The organism is Sneathiella chungangensis (genome assembly GCF_009882935.1).
In the GTDB taxonomy this organism is placed as follows: domain Bacteria; phylum Pseudomonadota; class Alphaproteobacteria; order Sneathiellales; family Sneathiellaceae; genus Sneathiella; species Sneathiella chungangensis.
In genome coordinates this window covers 185,840-203,113 of sequence record NZ_WTVA01000003.1, presented here as the reverse complement: position 1 = coordinate 203,113, position 17,274 = coordinate 185,840, and the positions used below count along the sequence as shown (strand labels likewise).

Annotated in this window: 18 protein-coding genes; 5 read left to right on the top strand and 13 right to left on the bottom strand. The window is 57.6% G+C overall.

Translation table 11 applies throughout. The annotated features are described in order from the left end of the window. Positions 1 to 76: 76 nt before the first annotated feature. The 5 genes from GQF03_RS19245 to GQF03_RS07990 all read right to left on the bottom strand — a co-directional run bounded on the left by GQF03_RS19245 (position 77) and on the right by GQF03_RS07990 (position 5,484). Positions 77 to 913, bottom strand: a complete 837-nt coding sequence (locus tag GQF03_RS19245) for an AIPR family protein (protein WP_161338973.1) — start codon at positions 911 to 913, stop codon at positions 77 to 79. Between the two features lie 3 nt (positions 914 to 916). Further along, positions 917 to 1,813 carry an AIPR family protein gene (locus tag GQF03_RS19240; protein ID WP_161338723.1) on the bottom strand — a complete coding sequence of 299 codons (897 nt, stop codon included), beginning with the start codon at positions 1,811 to 1,813 and terminating at the stop codon, positions 917 to 919. A 102-nt stretch (positions 1,814 to 1,915) separates the two neighbouring features. Next, the gene (locus GQF03_RS08000; RefSeq protein WP_161338722.1) at positions 1,916 to 2,875 is read right to left on the bottom strand and encodes a ribonucleotide-diphosphate reductase subunit beta; all 960 of its coding nucleotides are present in this window, start codon (positions 2,873 to 2,875) and stop codon (positions 1,916 to 1,918) included. Positions 2,876 to 2,920: 45 nt separating this feature from the next. After that, positions 2,921 to 4,798 carry a ribonucleoside-diphosphate reductase subunit alpha gene (locus tag GQF03_RS07995; RefSeq protein ID WP_174238725.1) on the bottom strand — a complete coding sequence of 626 codons (1,878 nt, stop codon included), beginning with the start codon at positions 4,796 to 4,798 and terminating at the stop codon, positions 2,921 to 2,923. Positions 4,799 to 5,301: 503 nt separating this feature from the next. Further along, positions 5,302 to 5,484: a YdcH family protein gene (locus GQF03_RS07990; RefSeq protein WP_161338720.1), complete on the bottom strand. Its 183-nt coding sequence runs from the start codon at positions 5,482 to 5,484 to the stop codon at positions 5,302 to 5,304. A 115-nt stretch (positions 5,485 to 5,599) separates the two neighbouring features. Between GQF03_RS07990 and GQF03_RS07985 the strand changes: the two genes are divergently transcribed. Then, on the top strand, positions 5,600 to 6,199 hold the full coding sequence (locus GQF03_RS07985) for a UbiX family flavin prenyltransferase (RefSeq protein ID WP_206376321.1): 600 nt from the start codon (positions 5,600 to 5,602) through the stop codon (positions 6,197 to 6,199). Between the two features lie 4 nt (positions 6,200 to 6,203). On the opposite strand, the gene GQF03_RS07980 is transcribed toward GQF03_RS07985, so the two are convergent. The 3 genes from GQF03_RS07980 to GQF03_RS07970 all read right to left on the bottom strand — a co-directional run bounded on the left by GQF03_RS07980 (position 6,204) and on the right by GQF03_RS07970 (position 8,229). Beyond that, positions 6,204 to 6,653: a hypothetical protein gene (locus GQF03_RS07980; protein WP_161338718.1), complete on the bottom strand. Its 450-nt coding sequence runs from the start codon at positions 6,651 to 6,653 to the stop codon at positions 6,204 to 6,206. A 295-nt stretch (positions 6,654 to 6,948) separates the two neighbouring features. Then, a complete protein-coding gene (locus tag GQF03_RS07975) occupies positions 6,949 to 7,635 on the bottom strand; it encodes a hypothetical protein (protein ID WP_161338717.1) in 687 nt (228 codons plus the stop codon). Between the two features lie 27 nt (positions 7,636 to 7,662). Next, positions 7,663 to 8,229 carry a TIGR02444 family protein gene (locus tag GQF03_RS07970; RefSeq protein ID WP_161338716.1) on the bottom strand — a complete coding sequence of 189 codons (567 nt, stop codon included), beginning with the start codon at positions 8,227 to 8,229 and terminating at the stop codon, positions 7,663 to 7,665. A 337-nt stretch (positions 8,230 to 8,566) separates the two neighbouring features. Between GQF03_RS07970 and GQF03_RS07965 the strand changes: the two genes are divergently transcribed. After that, a complete protein-coding gene (locus GQF03_RS07965; RefSeq protein ID WP_161338715.1) occupies positions 8,567 to 8,776 on the top strand; it encodes a YdcH family protein in 210 nt (69 codons plus the stop codon). A 20-nt stretch (positions 8,777 to 8,796) separates the two neighbouring features. Here the strand turns inward: GQF03_RS07965 and GQF03_RS07960 are convergent, their stop codons facing one another. Further along, entirely contained in the window at positions 8,797 to 9,537 is a 741-nt protein-coding gene (locus tag GQF03_RS07960; RefSeq protein ID WP_161338714.1) for a GGDEF domain-containing protein, read from the bottom strand. 172 nt (positions 9,538 to 9,709) lie between these two features. On the opposite strand from GQF03_RS07960, the gene purE reads away from it, so the two are divergent. Together purE and GQF03_RS07950 are read left to right on the top strand one after the other, a co-directional pair. Further along, on the top strand, positions 9,710 to 10,198 hold the full coding sequence (purE, locus tag GQF03_RS07955) for a 5-(carboxyamino)imidazole ribonucleotide mutase (RefSeq protein ID WP_161338713.1): 489 nt from the start codon (positions 9,710 to 9,712) through the stop codon (positions 10,196 to 10,198). Between the two features lie 11 nt (positions 10,199 to 10,209). Beyond that, the gene (locus GQF03_RS07950) at positions 10,210 to 11,298 is read left to right on the top strand and encodes a 5-(carboxyamino)imidazole ribonucleotide synthase (RefSeq protein ID WP_161338712.1); all 1,089 of its coding nucleotides are present in this window, start codon (positions 10,210 to 10,212) and stop codon (positions 11,296 to 11,298) included. Here the strand turns inward: GQF03_RS07950 and GQF03_RS07945 are convergent, their stop codons facing one another. From GQF03_RS07945 to GQF03_RS07935, 3 genes are all read right to left on the bottom strand, one after another. Further along, a complete protein-coding gene (locus tag GQF03_RS07945) occupies positions 11,299 to 12,030 on the bottom strand; it encodes an SDR family oxidoreductase (RefSeq protein WP_161338711.1) in 732 nt (243 codons plus the stop codon). 80 nt (positions 12,031 to 12,110) lie between these two features. After that, positions 12,111 to 13,685: a SulP family inorganic anion transporter gene (locus GQF03_RS07940; RefSeq protein ID WP_380744553.1), complete on the bottom strand. Its 1,575-nt coding sequence runs from the start codon at positions 13,683 to 13,685 to the stop codon at positions 12,111 to 12,113. A 136-nt stretch (positions 13,686 to 13,821) separates the two neighbouring features. Further along, positions 13,822 to 15,708, bottom strand: coding sequence for a class I SAM-dependent methyltransferase (locus tag GQF03_RS07935; RefSeq protein ID WP_161338709.1), 1,887 nt, complete (start codon positions 15,706 to 15,708; stop codon positions 13,822 to 13,824). 169 nt (positions 15,709 to 15,877) lie between these two features. On the opposite strand from GQF03_RS07935, the gene GQF03_RS07930 reads away from it, so the two are divergent. Next, the gene (locus GQF03_RS07930; RefSeq protein WP_161338708.1) at positions 15,878 to 16,606 is read left to right on the top strand and encodes a TorF family putative porin; all 729 of its coding nucleotides are present in this window, start codon (positions 15,878 to 15,880) and stop codon (positions 16,604 to 16,606) included. Positions 16,607 to 16,700: 94 nt separating this feature from the next. On the opposite strand, the gene GQF03_RS07925 is transcribed toward GQF03_RS07930, so the two are convergent. Next, positions 16,701 to 17,162, bottom strand: coding sequence for a MaoC family dehydratase (locus GQF03_RS07925; protein WP_161338707.1), 462 nt, complete (start codon positions 17,160 to 17,162; stop codon positions 16,701 to 16,703). Between the last annotated feature and the right edge of the window lie 112 nt (positions 17,163 to 17,274).

The following is a 17,274-nucleotide window of genomic DNA, read 5'->3' as shown; positions in this document are numbered from 1 at the left end:
CAACCCCACCGCCCCTCCCGCATCGCAAATCCACCGGCTTTTACGTTCGCGCGGAACGTTATGGCGGGTTTGCGATTTATATTGGAGGGGGCTCGCTGGAAGTGGATAGATATATCGTTTTAAATTTTCCAGCGAAGGTTTCTGATCTTAGACTATCTCGGATTTGCTCCCTTGTTTTCTCACCTTCATCAACAATCATTTTATCCAAAATACTAGCAACTTTCTTCACGTGGCCAATAAATTGATTTTCATCTACAATTAGATCAATTATCGATTTGCAAATATTTTCCTGTTTCTTTTTATGCGCAGAAAAAATATCAGCATCGCCCGTTGCATCCAATCCGAGGGCATAAATCGCGTAATATTTATAAATGCGCCAACTGCTATCAAATCTCTGATTTCTAACAGAAAAGTCGAACTTATAACTAGCCAAAGAAGCGCAATGATATAATTGAACGCTATGATCTTCTTGAAAGATTTTCCCTTCGAATTCACCTAAAATGCCACGGTAGTCTCTCGCCGCTCTGTTTGGTTGGAACAAAAACATTGCAGCTACGGCTTTCATAATCTCCCGCGGTTTAATAATCCTTGTTCTTTCAATAGGCTCATCTCGGTATTGGTAATCTCTTCGTTCGATAAAAATATTTTTCTCGTCTCCTTGGTTTCGGCAGTATTCTTCTAAATCCTTCATAAAAGGCTTTAGCGCCCAAAATTGTTCGTCCTTCACCGCATTTTGTTTATTAGTTCCAATAATAATTCCAGATATAAATTCAGAATCCTGGCTTCCAATAATTCTTAACGGGATATATACACCGTCAATGTTATTTCTACATTCAAAAAGAATATTACTCGTCTGACACCCATTAACTATTTGATAATCGTCTAAACGAAATTTATCACCGGTTCTGCTAATTTCTTAGGCAACTATAGTAATTCCATTATTTTTGAAAATAAAGGACTCTGCATCTCCTTTATTTAACTCTTCTATAATAGCCTTATTTATTGAAGAATTTTTATCAAAATCTCTTATGTTGTCGAAAAATATTGTTCGATTAATCTTTGGTTCAGTGTCCGATCCAGATTCTATTGTAACAAGCTTTAGTAGCTCCGCCGCATCAATATAACCAGTATATCCCTCGCTAACCGAATTATGAGAAGGTAAAGTAAGCACTTTTTGAAATTCAATCGTCTCAGAAATAGAATTTGTTGCCGTTCGATAAGAATTTTGTAAACCTTCTGCTCCAACTAAATCAATTTCTATTGTATTAAACAAATTAAGTTCTTTTAAGCGTGCGCGATTACTATCAATCAAGGTTTGTATTGCATCGCTTACGTCACCTTGACCAGTAGTCACAAAATAGCACTTAATATTCGGATTTCTAGACAGCGCCGCATCATATACAGATGCTTTGGCTTCCAAAAGATCATCTATTTGATCGCTTACATTCTCGAGCTTGTCTGTGAAGAAGTAATATATAGCGTCAAAGAATTTTGAGAGGTCACCATAATCAAGTTTTTCGCTAGTCTTAGCTTGAAAAAAGAGAAAATCAACTACTGCTTTTTTTCCTTGCTGCAAAGCCTCTGCAACTGCATCGCTGTCTATGCAGACATCGCCCTGTACTAAAATTCCGACACCATCTAAACCAAATTCCTGCCCCCGCAAATGTAAATCAAAAGCATTTACGTTTTCTCCCAATATTCCATTAGTTACTGAAAATATTGAATAAACTTCGAATAATTCGGAATCCTCCAAATTTGCGCTTGGATTGCTTTTGCGAAACTCGTTTAGCTGAGCCTTTACAACAAGATTCATATTCTTTCTGCCTCAATGACATAACAAAACGTACTTAGCGCAAAGCGATTTTATACACTAGAAACTGAATTATGATCATATTACTGGTGGCTGTAAATCCCCCTACGCAAACGCCTCTTCCCATGTGCCCTTTGTCGCGGCTTTCGAATATTCGGTCGCGCGATTTTCGAAGAAGTTGGTATGCTCCACCGCGTTGAGGATGGCGTCGAGCCAGGGGAGCGGGTTTTTCTCGATATGGTAGATTTCATCGAGGCCGAGCTGGGTCAGGCGGCGGTCGGCGATATAGCGGATATAGCCCTTGATCTCCTCGGCCGTCAGCCCCTCGATATCCCCGGCGCTGAAGGCGAGGTCGATGAAGGCGTCCTCATGGATGACGATCTCGCGGCAGGTCTGATACAGCTCCTCGCAGAATTCCTTCGTCCAGATTTCCGGGTTTTCGGAGACGAACGTCTTGAACAGCTTGATGATGGAGTGGCAATGCAGGCTCTCGTCGCGGACGGACCAGGTGACGATCTGCCCCATGCCCTTCATCTTGCCGGTGCGCGGGAAGTTGAGCAGGATGGCGAAGCTCGCGAACAGCTGTAGCCCCTCGGTAAAGGCGCCAAAGACGGCGAGGGTTTTCGCAATCTCCGACTTATTCTCCACGTTGAACTGCTGCATATAGTCGTATTTGTCCTTCATCTCCTTGTAATGGAGGAAGGCGGAATATTCCGTCTCGGGCATGCCGATGGTATCGAGCAGATGCGAATAGGCGGCAATATGCACCGTCTCCATATTGGAGAAGGCGGCGAGCATCATCTGCACCTCGGTCGGCTTGAACACGCGGGTGTAATGGCGCATGTAGCAGTTGTTCACCTCGATATCCGACTGGGTGAAGAAACGGAAAATCTGCGTCAGCAGATGCCGCTCCGACTCGGTCAGGTTGTTGTGCCAGTCCTTCACGTCATCGGCGAGCGGCACTTCCTCTGGCAGCCAGTGAATCTGCTGCTGTTTCAGCCAGGCATCATAGCACCAGGGATAGGAAAAGGGCTTGTAGACGGGCTTCGCATCAAGGAGGGACATGGGTCTGGATCTATTCTGAACGTAATCGGTTGAGGGTGCCCCGCCCTACTGGCAGGCGAGGCATTCTTCGTAATCGACGGCTTCGCCGGCGGCCTCGACCGCTTCGGCCATGGCGGGGGCGAGGCTGGCGGCGAGCTCGCGGAGCTCTTTGGGCAGTTCCTCCTTCGTCGCCACCACTTCCGCACGCTGCATGGATTTGGAGCGGCAGTAGTAAAGGCTCTTCACGCCCTGCTTCCAGGCCATCATATGGATCTGGTGCAGATCGCGCTTATGCACATCGGCCGGCAGGAAGATATTCACCGACTGCGACTGGTCGATCATCGGCGTGCGGTCGGCGGCCAGCTCGACGATCCAGCGCTGATCGAGCTCGAACGCGGTCTTAAAGACGTCTTTTTCGTGATCATCGAGGAAATCGAGATGCTGGACGGAGCCTTCCTTCACGGTGATGGAACTCCAGACATCCTCGTTGTCATGGCCCTTCTCGGCGAGCAGCGCCTTCAGATGCGGGTTGCGCACGTTGAAGCTGCCCGAGAGCGTCTTGTGGGTATAGCTGTTGGCGGCCGCCGGCTCGATCCCCGGGCTGGCACCGCCGCAGATGATGGAGATGGAGGCCGTGGGCGCGATCGCCGTCTTGTTCGAGAACCGCTCGTTAAAGCCGTAATCCGCCGCATCCGGGCAGGCGCCGCGCAATTTCGCAAGCGATTTCGACGCCGCATCGACGCCCTTCTGGATATGGGTGAAGATCTTGGTGTTCCAGACTTTCGCCATGACCGATTCCATGGGCACGCGCTTGGCCTGCAGGAAGGAATGAAAGCCCATCACGCCGAGGCCGACGCTGCGTTCGCGCGCCGCGGCGTATTTCGCCCGCGCCATCTCGTCCGGTGCGCGGTCGATGAAATCCTGCAAGACGTTATCAAGGAACAGCATCACATCCTCGATAAAGCCTTCCTGCCCTTCCCATTCGTCATATTTCTCTAGGTTGAGCGACGACAGGCAGCAGACCGCCGTCCGTTCCTGACCCAGATGATCAGTCCCGGTGGGGAGCGTGATTTCCGCGCAGAGGTTGGAGGTTTTAACCTCCAGCCCGGCGAGCTTGTGATGCTCCGGCATCTGGGCGTTCACCCGGTCGTTGAAGATGATATAGGGTTCGCCCGTCTCGACCCGCGCCGTGAGAATACGGATCCAGAGGCTGCGCGCGCTCACCGTGCGGACGACGGCATGATCATGCGGGCTGGTCAGCGCCCATTCCGCATCCTCCTCCACCGCGCGCATGAAGGCGTCGGAGACGAGAATGCCGTGATGCAGGTTCGGCGTCTTGCGGTTGGGATCGCCGCCGGTCGGCCGGCGGATTTCGATAAACTCCTCGATCTCCGGATGGGAGATGGGCAAATAAACGGCCGCGGAGCCACGACGGAGCGAGCCTTGACTGATGGCCAGCGTCAGGCTGTCCATCACCCGGATGAACGGCACCACGCCCGAGGTTTTGCCGACCGCACCGACGCCTTCGCCGATGGAGCGAAGATTTCCCCAATAGCTGCCGATGCCGCCGCCCTTGGCCGCGAGCCAGACATTCTCGGTCCAGAGATCGACGATGCCCTTCAGGCTGTCATTCGATTCATTGAGGAAGCAGGAGATCGGCAGGCCCCGGGTCGAGCCACCGTTCGAGAGAACCGGCGTCGAGGGCATGAACCAGAGCTTGCTGATATATTCATAGATACGCTGGGCATGGGAATCGCCTTCGCCATAGGCGCTCGCCACCCGGCCGAACAGGTCCTGGAAACTTTCTCCCGGCAGCAGGTAGCGGTCTTTCAGGACCGCCTTGCCGAATTCCGTCAGATATTTATCCCGACTATGGTCGATCTGTACACGTGCGCCCCCTTTGACCTGTACGATATCCGTCAACATATCGACCGTATCCAGCATGCTTTTACCCCTTCTCACTCTCATAGCGTCCAACACCGGCCAGGCCGGGTACATGTCATAAAATTTCGCTCAACTTGCCTTATTTTTGTAATAATTGCCGGATATGCTGGTTGTTCGTTCCGGTTATTACAACAATAAGCGATTTTCTGTGTCGTTAATTGAACGTTATTTGCCCCGCAAAACGCGATCGACCACTACATATTGTATAAAGCCGGTTTCCGCGTCAACTGCTTGTGGAAAACTTTTTAAAAAAATAAAACTTGACGAATCGCCAAATGGCGGTTTCGGCATTTTTTAGGGTTTTTCCGACCCCGAAACCAGCGCCACCACCCCGCGCCGGGCCCGGACCGAAACGCGGCACCAACCACGCGCCCAACTCTTCCGCCGCGCGGTCTGCCCCTCCGCCCGGACGCCGCGGAGGGTAAAAAAAGAAGCGCCGAAACGAATTTCAGCGCCTTGTCTTACGTCATACTATTGGATGAAAGAACGAAGATAAGGGCCCGTTAATGGGTTACTTTCTCCGTCCGCGACAGCATCGCTATCTTCTCCTTGAGCCTGAGTTTTTCGCGCTTGAGTTCACTGATATGCACATGATCTGCGGACGGGCTGGCCAGTTCATTCTCGATTTTTTCCTCAATCTGATGATGCTTTTCGGTCAGCTGTGCTACATGATCTGCTGTGCTCATAGTGTATCTCCTCTGCTAGAAACGACAGGGCGCTGGCGCACCAGCGCTGGACAACTTTATATTACAGAATTATGAACTCGAAGACCATGAATCAATGCCCGGGGGCGAGATTATTTTGACGGACAAAAAGAAAGCGGCGGAAAACCAACGGCTTGTCGTCGGCATCAGCGGCGCGTCCGGCGCGGCGCTCGGCATCCGCCTGCTTCAGGCCTGCAAAACTCTCGGGATCGAGACCCATCTCGTCATCTCCAAGGCCGGGGAAATCACCATCGCGCAGGAAACGGAGATGAGCGTCTCGGCGGTGAAGGCGCTGGCCTCCCACACCCATAAGTCGGCGGATATCGGCGCGGCGATTGCCTCGGGCTCCTATCCGACCATGGGCATGGTGGTCGTGCCCTGCTCCATCCGCTCGATGTCGGAAATCGCGACGGGCGTGACCTCGAGCCTGCTAACCCGCGCCGCAGACGTTTGTTTAAAAGAACGCCGTAAGCTTATACTGGCCGTTAGGGAAACGCCCTTTCATACGGGCCATCTGCGCAGCCTCACCCAGCTGTCCGAGATGGGCGCGATCATCGCCCCGCCGGTCCCCGCCTTCTATACGAAGCCCGAGACCACCAGCGAGATCGTCGATCAGTTCACCGGCCATCTGCTGCGATTGATGGGAATCGAGAACGACATCGCCCGGGAATGGACAGGGCTGAAGGGCGGCGCCTGACCCCCTATTTCCCGAGTTTTTCAACAATGCCGTAATAGAGCCGTTCGCACGTGGCGACGAAACCCTCGCGCTGGCTTTCCGGATATCTTTGATCCGTCACCCGTTTGTCGCCGCAGGCGCCGATGCAGCCATCCAGCGGACGACGCAACGCGCGCTCCCGATTCACAGCCTTTTTCGTCTCGCAATAGGCCTTTTTATCCGGCATCAACACGATCCGTTGGGCCAGGCTCATACCCTCCTCCGCCTTTGGCGGAGGCGGCGGATCGGCGGCGAGCACCCGCTGATGCTCCGCATTGCATTGCTCGACGGCAGACGCATCACTCGATTTCCTCATGGCGTTTGCGCAGGCCTCGGCGCAGGACCTGTCCTTTTTCATCTTGCAAAAACCCACCTGATCCCGAAGTGTATATTGCAAGGGCTTTGGCTGCGGCTGACCGGCGGGCTGGCTGCTCATCGGGATCGCGTCCCGATAGAACCGGTCGCATTTCTCGCCAAGATCGGCATCTCCCGGATTTTTGGCCGCGACCAGACATATTTTCGCGCAGCCATATTCCTTTTTCGATTTGCAGGCCTCCGCCTGATTATTGAGCTGCTTCTGCCGCGGAGACAGCTCCGCCGCGTGAACCGCCCCGACAAGCGTTAAACCAAAAAAACAATCATTGTGGATAATGTGATGGAGAATGGCTTCAACTAAATCGTAGCACTTTTTTTCGTTTTTTTTCCTTTACGCAAAAAATTGCATCCGGCCCTTAACTGCCGAGTTTTCGATAGACATTGTAATAGGCTGTCTCGCATTGACTGACAGCGGCTGCCCGGCGATTTTCGGGGTAATTCGGCTGATTGACCCGCTTGTCGAGACAGGTTCTCTTGCAGTTCATGATCGCCCGCTGAATATTAGCCGGGAGGCTATGGCTTTCTTTCGCCTTGCAATAGGCCCCCTTGTCCTTCATCAGCGCGATGCGCTGCGCCAGGGTCATGCTTTCCTCTGGCTTGGGCTTGGGCGGTGGATTGGCAGCTAGGACCCGCTGGTATTCGCCATTACAGTGCGCAACCAGCTGAGTATTCGCCGGATCTTCCGCTGCAGCGTTGCAGGCCTTTGCACAAGGGGCATCCCGGTGGCCGGTACAAATATTGCTCTGCTGCCGCATTTTTTCGAACGTGGGATCCCCGCGCTTGAGCCTGCCGCCCATCGCGGCTTTCTTGTGGAGCCAGAAGCAATTGTCCACACCGGCCTTATCCGCAATATTTTTAGACGCCGATTGGCAGGCCTTCGCACATTTCTGATCGCCCTTCTTTGCGCAAGCCTGTCCGTTGGTAATCAGCGCATCTCGCAGCGCATCCTCCTTGCTCCCCGCATTGGCCGATACGGCAAATCCGATCGCGAAAAGGATAAATAGGGGAAAAATACATCGTTCGAAAAAACTAAACCGGGTCATTACGCTTATTTTCTTTTTTAATTCAAATCAGGCGGCGAACAGGCCGGTCAGGCGGGGGTCGGCCTCGGGGAAGGCCTGCTGCCAGATGATCAGGAGGTCGGACAGATCCTCCGTATCGATGGTCTCCGTGACATGGTTGAGATAGGCGGTGAGGTTGTCGGCGGCCGCGCCGCCCCGCTCCTCCACCCCGAAGGAGCCGGTCGCCGGGCGGTTCAGGATTTCATTGAGAAACTGGATTTCCATATGCTCGGCGAACAGCTCGCCGTCCGCGACGCCCCTGCCAAGTTCCGAGGCGAGCCGGTTATCGGCGGGGGAGATCGGGCCCTTGAGGAACCGGCGCACATGACGGAGCGGCGCAACCACCTCCGCCTGCCATCGTTGCCCCGCCGCGATGCCGGCGCGGAGTTCCTCCTCCGAGAGGCGGCCCCGCCCGCTCGCCGCCGCCCAGAGACAGAACAGCAGCATATTCACATCCAGACCGCGCCGGTCCTGCAGCCGGAGGCAGGCCGCCGACACCCCGGCGTCGTTATAGAGCTTCACCGCATAGTCCCAGAGCTGGCTCGGCGGAAAAACCGCCGTCGAAAATATCGCCAAAAACCCATCCCCCTCTTCGTCGCGGCCACCGCCGCCCCGCCGTCACCGGCCCCCTACGATACCTGCCGGACGGATGAAGAATCAATCTTCTTGTTGGCGGCGCGGTTTTTACCGGCGGCGGGCTATTCACCGCGCAGGATGCGAAGACCGGCCGGACGCGGATCCGCCGAAGGGCGCGACATCCGGTCTTTCACCAGCGGTCATTCGCGAAATCCGCATCGCGCGGCTAGGTTTTCGCGGCGAATGATGTTACTATTGCGCTCCTGATATGCGCGGGAAATGCGGGGGCGCATAGCTGTCGCTTCATTGGAAAATAGTTGTCGGAGTGCCTTGGAAAATGGCGGAAATTGACGAGCAGGAAATGCTCCGGGCAAAATTGGAACAGCTTAAAACCGAACATGGCGATCTGGATCGGGCCATCGACGCCCTGATCGAATCCGGGAATTACAATTCGTTGCAGCTGCAACGGCTGAAGAAACGCAAGCTGATCCTGAAGGATCAGATCTATGCAACGAAAAACATGCTGCTGCCGGATATCATCGCCTGACGCCATCGCCGGCGGGAGGATCAGGCCTGCGGGCGGTTTTCTTTATGCTTTTCCTTGTACATTTCGCTGTCCGCGGCGCTGAGCGTCTGTTCCGGGCTCTGTCCCGCATGGATCGAGACGACGCCGGTCGCCAGCGAGGTCGGCAGCGCCGCTCCCTTCCAGATGATCGGCTTCTCGGCGAACAGCTTGGGCAGCCGGTCGAGGAGATGGCGCGCATCCTCGGGCTTGGTGCGGGCCAGGATCATGCCGAACTCGTCCCCGCCGAGCCGCCCGACAATGTCGGTTTCGCGCACGCTCTCCTTCAGCCGCAGCGCGACCTGTGAGAGGACGAAATCCCCAGCCTCATGCCCGAGCTCGTCATTGATCGACTTAAAGCGGTTGAGATCGAGATAGACGAGGCTCGCTTCCGTGCGGTAGCGCTCGACCGAGGCCTGCACGCGGGTCAGCTCGCGCACGAAGGCGCGGCGGTTATAGATCGGCAGCAGCGGATCGCGGTCCGCCACCTCCTCCGCATCCTTGAGGCGGCGGGTCAGGTCGCGGATATTCTGGCGCAGCCCCTCTACCTCCGCCATCAAGGTCATGATCGCCTCGCGCACCTTCGGCGTCAGTTCCGGCTCCGGAATGCCAAGGATGCTCATGCTGTCATGGATGTCGCGGGGTTCGCTCCCGCTATAGAGGCTTGCCGAGGGCGCCGCGCCCTTCTTTTTTGTCTCCGCGGTCCTGCCGACCGGCAGTTTTTCGCCCATGGGTCCGATTTTCATGACGTACTCCAACTCCCGCCAGTGAATATTCACACAAGTTTAAAGTAAATATGGCGAAAATTCAAAACATTCCATGACGCCCCCTCACCGGCAAGCTTCCCTTGCGTCTTTTTCTGGCATGCCTATAATCGCCAGCTTCGAACCGCCAGGGTCAACGCAGGGGCAGGAAAATATGACCGTTCGGGATGTGCAAGTCGGGATTATCATGGGCAGCCAGTCCGACTGGGAAACCATGAAGAACGCCGCCGAAACGCTGGAGAGGCTGGGCGTCGCCTATGAGTCGAAAATCGTCTCGGCCCACCGGACGCCGGACCGCCTCTATGAATATGCGAGCCATGCGGCAGCGCGCGGGCTGAAGGTGATTATCGCCGGCGCGGGCGGCGCGGCGCATCTGCCGGGCATGGCCGCCGCGATGACCACGCTCCCCGTCCTCGGCGTCCCCGTCGAGAGCAAGGCGCTGAAAGGCATGGACAGCCTTCTTTCCATCGTCCAGATGCCGGGCGGCGTGCCCGTCGGGACGCTGGCCATCGGCAAGGCGGGGGCGATCAACGCCGCCCTGCTCGCGGGCCAGATCCTCGCCCTGAACGATGCCGCCATCGCCAAGGCGGTGCGTGACTGGCGCGATCAACAGACCGACGCCGTCGCTCTCGACCCCAAATAACAGAGGTTTCCATGACAGTTATCGCACCCGGCGGACATATTGGTATTCTCGGGGATGGACAGCTTGGCCGGATGATGGCCATCGCCGCCGCCGAAATGGGGTATTTCGTGCATATCTTCGGCCCCGAGGAGGACAGCCCGGCGGCGCAGGTCGCGCATCGCTCGACCGTTGCCTCCTATGCCGACAAGGCGGCGCTCGAAACCTTCGCGAAAAGCGTCGATGTGGTGACGCTGGAGTTCGAGAATATCCCGACGGACACGGTCGCGTTCCTGAGCGGCATCGTCCCCGTCCGCCCCGGCGCGAAGGTGCTGGAGATCACCCAGGACCGGCTGCTCGAGAAGACCTTCGTCAATAATCTCGGCATCGGCACGGCAACTTTCGCGAATGTTCAGTCGATCAACGAGCTGGTGCAGGCGGTCAAGCAGATCAAGACCCCGGCGATCCTGAAGACCCGCCGCCTCGGCTATGACGGCAAGGGGCAGGTGAAGATCACCAACGCCAGCAGCCTCGACGATATCTGGGCCGAGATGAAGGACGCGCCGTCGATCCTGGAAGGCTTCGTCAATTTCAAGATGGAAATCTCGGTGATCGTCGCCCGCAGCGCCCGGGGCGAGACCGCCGCCTTCTGCCCGGTGGAGAACCGCCACAAGAACCATATCCTCGACGTCACGCTGGCCCCCGCCGATATCCCGAAGCGGCTCGTCGACAAGGCCATCGATATCGCCGAGCGGATCGCCAACCGGCTCGATCTTGTCGGCATGGTCGCGGTCGAAATGTTCGTCACCAAGGATAACCAGATCCTCGTCAACGAGCTGGCGCCCAGGCCGCATAATTCCGGTCACTGGACGATCGAGGGATGCGCCACCAGCCAGTTCCGCCAGATCATCCGCGCCGTCTGCGGCCTGCCGCTCGGCCGGCCCGACCGCCATTCCAACGCGGTGATGACGAACCTGATCGGCAAGGATGTGGAGCGTTGGGGCGCCCTGCTCGAAGATCCGGAGAACAGCCTGCATCTCTATGGCAAGGCAGAGGCGCGGGAGGGGCGCAAGATGGGCCATGTCACCCGCCTGATGCCCTTAAGCCAGAAGCCGAAAGTCTGATCAGGCCCAGCCGCCCGCGAAATAGAGCACCTGGCCGGTGATGAAGTTCGACTTGTCGGAGACGAGGAAGAGAAGGTAATCGCCCGCCTCTTCCTGTGTGCCGAGACGACCGAGCGGTATCTGCGAGGTGATCTTCTTGAACGCGGCCTCGTTTTCCAGCAATTCCTTGGGGAAATAGTCCGGGCTCTCGACGAAATTGGGCGCGAGCGCGTTTACCTGAATGTTATAACGGCCAAGCTCCTTGGCGAGGCTTTGCGCCAGCGCATTCGTCCCGCCGCGCGCCGCCACATACATGGAATAGTTGGGAATGCCATGCTTCGGCGCGGCGGAGGAGATAAAAAGGATTTTTCCGCGACCCGCCTTCTTCATATGTTTCGAGACTTCCTTGGCGAAATGAAAGCCGCGCACCATCAGATTCTCGACCGTGCGGCGGAAATCACCGATATCCGCCTCGTCAATGGCGGCCTTCAGCGCCGGGAAGGCATCATTATTGATCATCACATCGATCCGCCCCTCGCCGGCTATGATTTTTTCGACAATGTCCGTGGGGTCCTGCTCGGCCAGCGCCTTCGTGCCGGGGATGTCCGCCTCAAATTTTTTGCGCGCGGCCGCGTCGGTGAAGGCCGCGTCATGGGCATAGACGGTCGCGCCTTCCGCCGTCATGACACGGCTGCCGGTCTTTCCCAGAAAATGCAGCGCATCGGTGATCAGGATGATTTTATTATTCAGCATTTTTTTGTCCCGATTTTTTATAGTGATATCGGGAACCAGAATAGGACCTGCCCCGGCAAAGGCAAGATCAATATGGGGCCTTAGTGGCCGCCGCTCAATATTCCCGTTTTGACCGAATAATCCACCGCCACGCCGTAGTTGGGGTCATCGTCGGAATCGATCATCAACTGCCCGGCCCGGTTCAGGAGCTTGTGACAGTCGCGCGACAGATGGCGCAGCTGCACATGCTTGCCGAGCGCGTTATATTTCGACGCCAGCACCTCGATCGCCTGCAAGGCGGACTGATCCACCACCCGGCTGTTCATAAAGTCGACAACGACGAGGTCGGGATCGCCCTTGAGGTCGAAAAGCTCCGCAAAGCCATCGGTGGAGCCAAAGAAGAGCGGCCCCTCGATCTTATAGATCTTCACGCCCGCATCGGTGATTTCTGTGACGGCATGAATGCGCCGCGCATTGTTCCAGGCATAGACAAGCGCCGAGACAATCACGCCGACGACAACCGCGACGGCAAGGTCGCTGAGCACCGTCACCACGGTCACCAGGATAATCACCAGGGTATCGGCCAGCGGAATGATCCGCATGATCCGCAGGCTCTGCCAGGCGAAGGTGCCGATCACCACCATGAACATCACGCCGACCAGCGCGGCCAGCGGGATCTGCTCGATGAGCGGGGACGCAAAGAGGATGAAGGAGAGCAGAAAGAGTGCCGCCGCAATACCGGAAAGCCGCGACCGGCCGCCCGACTTCATATTAATGATCGACTGGCCGATCATGGCGCAGCCGCCCATGCCGCCGAAAAAGCCGGTCACCGTATTGGCGAGGCCCTGCGCCATGCATTCCTGCGACGCGCCGCCGCTCTCCTCGGTGATCTCGCCGACGAGATTGAGGGTCAGCAGGCTCTCGATCAGGCCAATGGCCGCGAGGATCAGGGCGAAGGGGAAGATGATCTTGAGCGTCTCCAGATTGAGCGGCACCATGGGAATATGGAATTCCGGCAGGCCGCCCTTGATGGAGGCGAGATCGCCGACGCGCGGCACATCCAGGCCGAAGGCGATGACGATCCCGGCGACAAGGGCAATACCGGCAAGCGGTGCGGGGATCGCCGTGGTGAGCTTCGGCATCAGCCAGATTGCCGCCATGGTCAGCGCCACCAACCCCAGCATCAGCGCCAGCGGCCCGCCGCTCATCCAGACGATCTCGCCATAGGTATCGACGGTCTTGAACTGGGTGAGCTGCGCCATGAAGATGACGATGGCGAGGCCATTGACGAAACCGAGCATGACCGGATGCGGCACCAGGCGGATGAATTTCCCGAGCCGGAAGATGCCTGCGAGAAGCTGCAAGATGCCCATCAGCACGACGGCGGCGAACAGATACTCCACCCCGTGCAGTGCGACCAGCGAGACCATGACGACAGCGAGCGCCCCGGTCGCACCGGAGATCATGCCGGCGCGCCCCCCGATCAGCGCCGTGATCAGCCCGACGATAAAGGCCGCATAGAGCCCGACCAGCGGATGCACCCCGGCGACAAAGGCGAAGGCCACCGCCTCCGGCACCAGCGCGAGCGCGACCGTCAGGCCGGATAAAATCTCGGTCTTCACGCGGGCAGGGGTAAAGCGAAGGGGTTCAGCGCGTCGGCCACCGGCAGCAGACAGCAAACCGGTAACAGCGGCAAGCGTTGGCTTGATCAATATATCTCTTCCATTTCGGGGAATTTCGTAAGGCCGCACTATAACCGAACAACCCCCGAATGCAAAGAATTATATTGCAGTGCAGCAAATTTGCTCGGCGCTACGGCCTCTGCTTGCGGCACCAGAACTGATACATGCCGCGGAAGAGTGCCGGGTGCTCCGCCTCCACCGCCGCCCAGTTGGCGAGGTTGCGCCCGGCGGGATCGTCCTTGTGGCGCGCGCGATAGGCCTTCTTCACGCGGCTTTCGGTGAATTCGAAGCCGAGAAATTCGAGCCCGAGCGTTTCGATCGCCGCCTTGATGCGCGGAATATCGAAGCGCTGCTCATGGCGGTGGAACAGCAGATCGCGGCAACCGCTCAATGAGTAGAAATCAAGCTCCTTCGTCACCTCCTTCGCCGGATGGTCGTCCGGCAGCGCCAGGATATCGGACCGGAGCCGACGGATATCGTCGAGGGTGAGCGTCTCCATCCGCTCCTCCCCCACCATGTCACGGACGGCGGCAACGTCCTGCCGCGCTTCCTCGCTATAGAGCGCGACCTTCATCACGCCCGCGGGCGCAAGATGATCGAGCAGGCCCTGCCACGCCGCCTCCGGGTCGCCCATGTGATGGAGGACACCGCAAGCCTCGATCAGATCAAACCGGCCGAAGGTTTCGGGAAGCGCCACCAGGTCCGCCTCGGCGAAGCTGACATTGTCGATGCCGAGTGCCTCCGCCTGCCGGGCGCCATAGGCGAGCGAGGTGCGCGATAGATCGATCGCCGTCACCTTCGATCCGGTAATCCGCCGCGCCGTCCGGAGCGCATGGCGCCCCGTGCCGCAACCGGCGATCAGCACCTTCGGCCGGTCGGGCAGCGCGGCGAAGGCGGTGCCGGGAAACAGGGACTTGAGCAGCGCCGGGAGCGTCGTCTCGCCGCCACTTCTAAGGCCGCGCCAGCGCGGATAGGGGCTTTCCTCATATTGTTCGCGCACCGCCTTTGACACCGCATCGTCACTGCTGGAGAGGCAGGGCAAGGTCCCCCGCAGCTGCCATTCGCGGAGCTGCTGCGGCCCCATGCGGATCAGCAGGAGACGGCACCAGGGCAGTGCCTCCAGCAGGTCCTCCCCCTTCTCGAGGATTTCATCGGCGATCTCCGGCTCGATCCGGCCATAGAGCGCGGCGATCAGCGCGCTTTCAAGATCGGTCACCACCGGCGGCTCGCCGTTCGGCGGCTCCAGCGCATATTCGCCGAGCGCGAGCTGCAACGCCAGCAGCGCGATCACCTCGAAGGAGGGGAAGGCATCGCCCGCAAGGATGCTGCTCCGCGCCGCCGCGATCCATTCGCCGATCTCGGCGGAGGGCAGGATGAGCTTCGAGAAGGCGGCGGCGATCACCGGCTCGTTAAAGGCGCCGGTAAGCACGCCGAGCGCCTCCGCCCCGCTGGCCATCTTGCGGATGCCCGCCTGCCGGTTGATGCGGGCGAGCAGGGTGAGGATAAAGCGGTCGCTCTCCACCTCGTCCGTATTGAGGCAGCGCAGCATCGCCTCGTCCCCGGCGGGACCGAGATCGCCGACCGGCATCCGCTCCAGCAGGTCGGCCAGTTCCTGCAGCGCGGGCGGCGCAAAATCATCGAGCGCGGCGAGCTTCAGCCCGGCGCGCACGGCCTCGCGGAACTTTTCCTTCTCACACAGGAAGCGCGCCAGCCCCCGCCAGGCCAATTTATAGGCAGGATCGGCGGCAATCGCGGCGCGGAAGGATTTTTCCGCCGCCAGCGCCTTGCCCTCCTCCTTCTGGATCAGCGCGAGATTGTAATGGGCCGGGGCGAGACGCCGCTCGATCTTCAGAATCTGCCGGTAAATCGCCGCCGCCGCGGCCAAATCGCCGCGCCGCTGCAACGCCGTCGCCTCTGCCAGTTTTCGCTCGATATCCGCCTGCACGCGTCTCTCCTCCTGAAAGTCAGGGCCAATGTAGGCGATAACGCCCCGCGCCGCCAGCCACTTGCTGCCCAAAAAATAGCCGAAAATGCTGCGTCGCAACAAAAAATGATGAAAAACCAGGCAATTTTAGGGTGCGGTTGCGAAGCGATTTTTCCAACCCATTGAAAAATATACACATTATTTTCTGGCACAGCCTTTGCAATTCTTGGAACCATCAACCATGCGTATAGGAATTAGCCGAATGACCATTTCCAAGTATCTTATTATCCCGATGATTGCAGTGACATCCGCGTCCCTCGCCAGCGCCGAGCCGCTGGTTGCGGAGAGCGACGTTCCCGGCGAGTTCTCGGCGAATATTTCCCTGACTTCCGACTATATTTTCCGCGGCATCTCGCAAACCGGAAATAATCCCGCCGTCCAAGGCGGTTTCGATTATTCCTACGACTTCGGTCCGGCCGCCGTGAGCGCCGGGGTCTGGGCGTCGAATGTGAAATTCGGCGATGCGACGATCGAGATTGACTATTATGCGGGCGTCGGCGGCAGCATCGACGCCTTCAGCTGGGATCTTTCGGCCATCTACTACACCTATCCCGGCGCGGACGGCAATCTGAACTACGATTTTTTCGAGATTGCCCCCTCTGTCGGCTATGACTTCGGCGTTCTTTCCGTCAATGCCGGCGTCAACTATTCACCCGAATATTTCGGGGACAGCGGCGATGCCTTCTACACCCATGGCGGCATCGATATCCCGCTTGGCGATTACTTCACTTTAAGCGGCACGATCGGCTACCAGACGATTGACGACAATGCCGCTTGGGGCACCGATGACTATATGGATTATGGCATCAGTATCTCGACCGAAATTGCCGGTTTCGGCCTCAGCGCCGGCTGGACCGACACCGACCTTCCGAGCAGTCAATGTGATGATGCCTGCGGTATCTTCTCCGTCGCCTTGTCCCGCTCATTCTAGCTATTCCCGCTGGGCCATGATCTGGTCTCCCCTTTCATGGTCCTGACCTTGCCGTCCGGCGTCCCTACTCCCGTCGGACGGCTTTTTTTCCTGATTATTCAGCCCCGCCCTGATCCGGCCGCCCGAGCAGCAGGAAATGCGCTTTCGTGGTGAAGGCGAGCTTGCCCTCCTGCGTGGTGCAGCGAAGCACGGTATCAAGCCAGCCGCGCCCGGCCTTCGAGCTCGGCCGGGTATCCAGCACCTCCATCTCCGTCGTCAGCACATCGCCGGCGAACAGCGGCGCGAGGAAATCGAGCTCGATACCAAGGCCCGAGGGCAGGAAATGCCATTGCTGCCAGACCTTCGTCGCCGCCTTGGAGGAGAGCGCGAAGGTATAGGCGCCGCAGGCAACCACATCCGGAAAACCCATCGCCTTCGCCGCGGCGGCATCGAAATGCATCGGCTGGTCATCGAAGCGGCGGCCGAAATCGAGCATTTCCGCGCGCTCCACCGTCACCGTCGCGCCGGCGAATTTATCGCCCTTTGTGATATCCTCGAAATAGAGTTTGTCGCCCATGCGCCCTCCCTTTTCGCCTGAGAATACGCAGAAATCCCGGCCGGTTGAAAGCGAAATCTCGGCGCCGCACCGCCTCTTTTCCTCACAAGACGAACTGCCCGCCCGTCTCCCT